Origin of the sequence: Microseira wollei NIES-4236, assembly GCF_020521235.1 — a bacterium.
GTDB classification, from domain to species: Bacteria; Cyanobacteriota; Cyanobacteriia; order Cyanobacteriales; family Aerosakkonemataceae; genus Microseira; species Microseira wollei.
The window spans coordinates 1-1,007 of sequence record NZ_BLAY01000465.1 but is presented as its reverse complement, the minus strand read 5'-3'; the positions used below and the strand labels follow the sequence as shown (position 1 = coordinate 1,007).

Sequence of the window (1,007 nt, the reverse complement as noted above, 5' to 3'; positions counted from 1 at the left end):
AATCATAAAATTTTCACTGGGAAATTTTATTTCCCATGCCGTGCCCCTACGAATGCACCTGTTGTCACAATCTCGTTGGCGGTCGGGGCACGGCAATCATAAAATTTTCACTGGGAAATTTTATTTCGGATGCCGTGCCCCTACGAATGCACAGATGCAGTTTTTATTCTTAATTCACGTCAATCCAGATGCTTCCTTCTTCTACGCGAGTCGGAAAAACCGACAGTGGCTTTTCTTGTGATACCATACCCATTACCTTTCCCATAACAGGAGGCCAGGGAGACCAGTCTTTCGCCGCACCAGTAGACAAGTCAAAAGCACTGCGATGCCAAGGACAAACTATTGCCCCGCCTACAATTTTGCCTTTTTTCAGCGACAATTTCAGGTGCGGACAGGCGTTATCTACCGCATACATCTGACCTTCGTGGTTCAACAGCAAGATCTTGCGATCGCCTACTTTTACCACTTCTCTCGCACCTGGGGCAAGTGCATCAACTGATAAAACTTTAGTCCAACTCATATAGATCTCCTCTCTGGGTCAACCTGCTTTATCAGTTTGCCGCAATCGGGGACAGTGCGATCGCCGAGATCTTGCACGAGTTGCCATCACCCGACGGGGAATAAATTCCCCGTCTCATAGCGAAAGTCGGATAAATCCGACTGAAAAGCTTTTAGTCCACGCTCGCGTGGACTTCAGCTATAAGATGCGCGATTTTAATCGCTGGCGGGATGGCAGCGCCGGTGCAAGATCCGAATCCCTAGCAGTTACCGTCCCGACTTCCGAGTCGATTTATCGCTAGCAAGTCGCTGGCGGTAGCGAGTCAGAATCGTCATCACCCGATCCGAATTGGGTACTGGCACTATAGGACTCCACTCGTCTACCTGAGCAAATCCCATTACGTAAAAATTGCGGATTTGTTCTTGCACTCCTTCGCGGGAACTGATAATCAAAAACTGCACTTTTTCCCGTTCCGGCATTTCTGAAGACGAAACAGGACGATCCGATC

At 48.7% G+C, this 1,007-nt stretch carries 1 protein-coding gene and 1 pseudogene; both read right to left on the bottom strand.

Translation table 11 applies throughout. From position 1 onward, the window contains the following. Positions 1 to 169: 169 nt before the first annotated feature. Complete coding sequence (locus MiSe_RS49270) at positions 170 to 520, bottom strand: Rieske (2Fe-2S) protein (RefSeq protein WP_226594884.1); 351 nt, start codon at positions 518 to 520, stop codon at positions 170 to 172. Between the two features lie 245 nt (positions 521 to 765). Continuing rightward, positions 766 to 1,007: pseudogene (locus tag MiSe_RS49265) on the bottom strand (hypothetical protein); the annotation flags it as partial.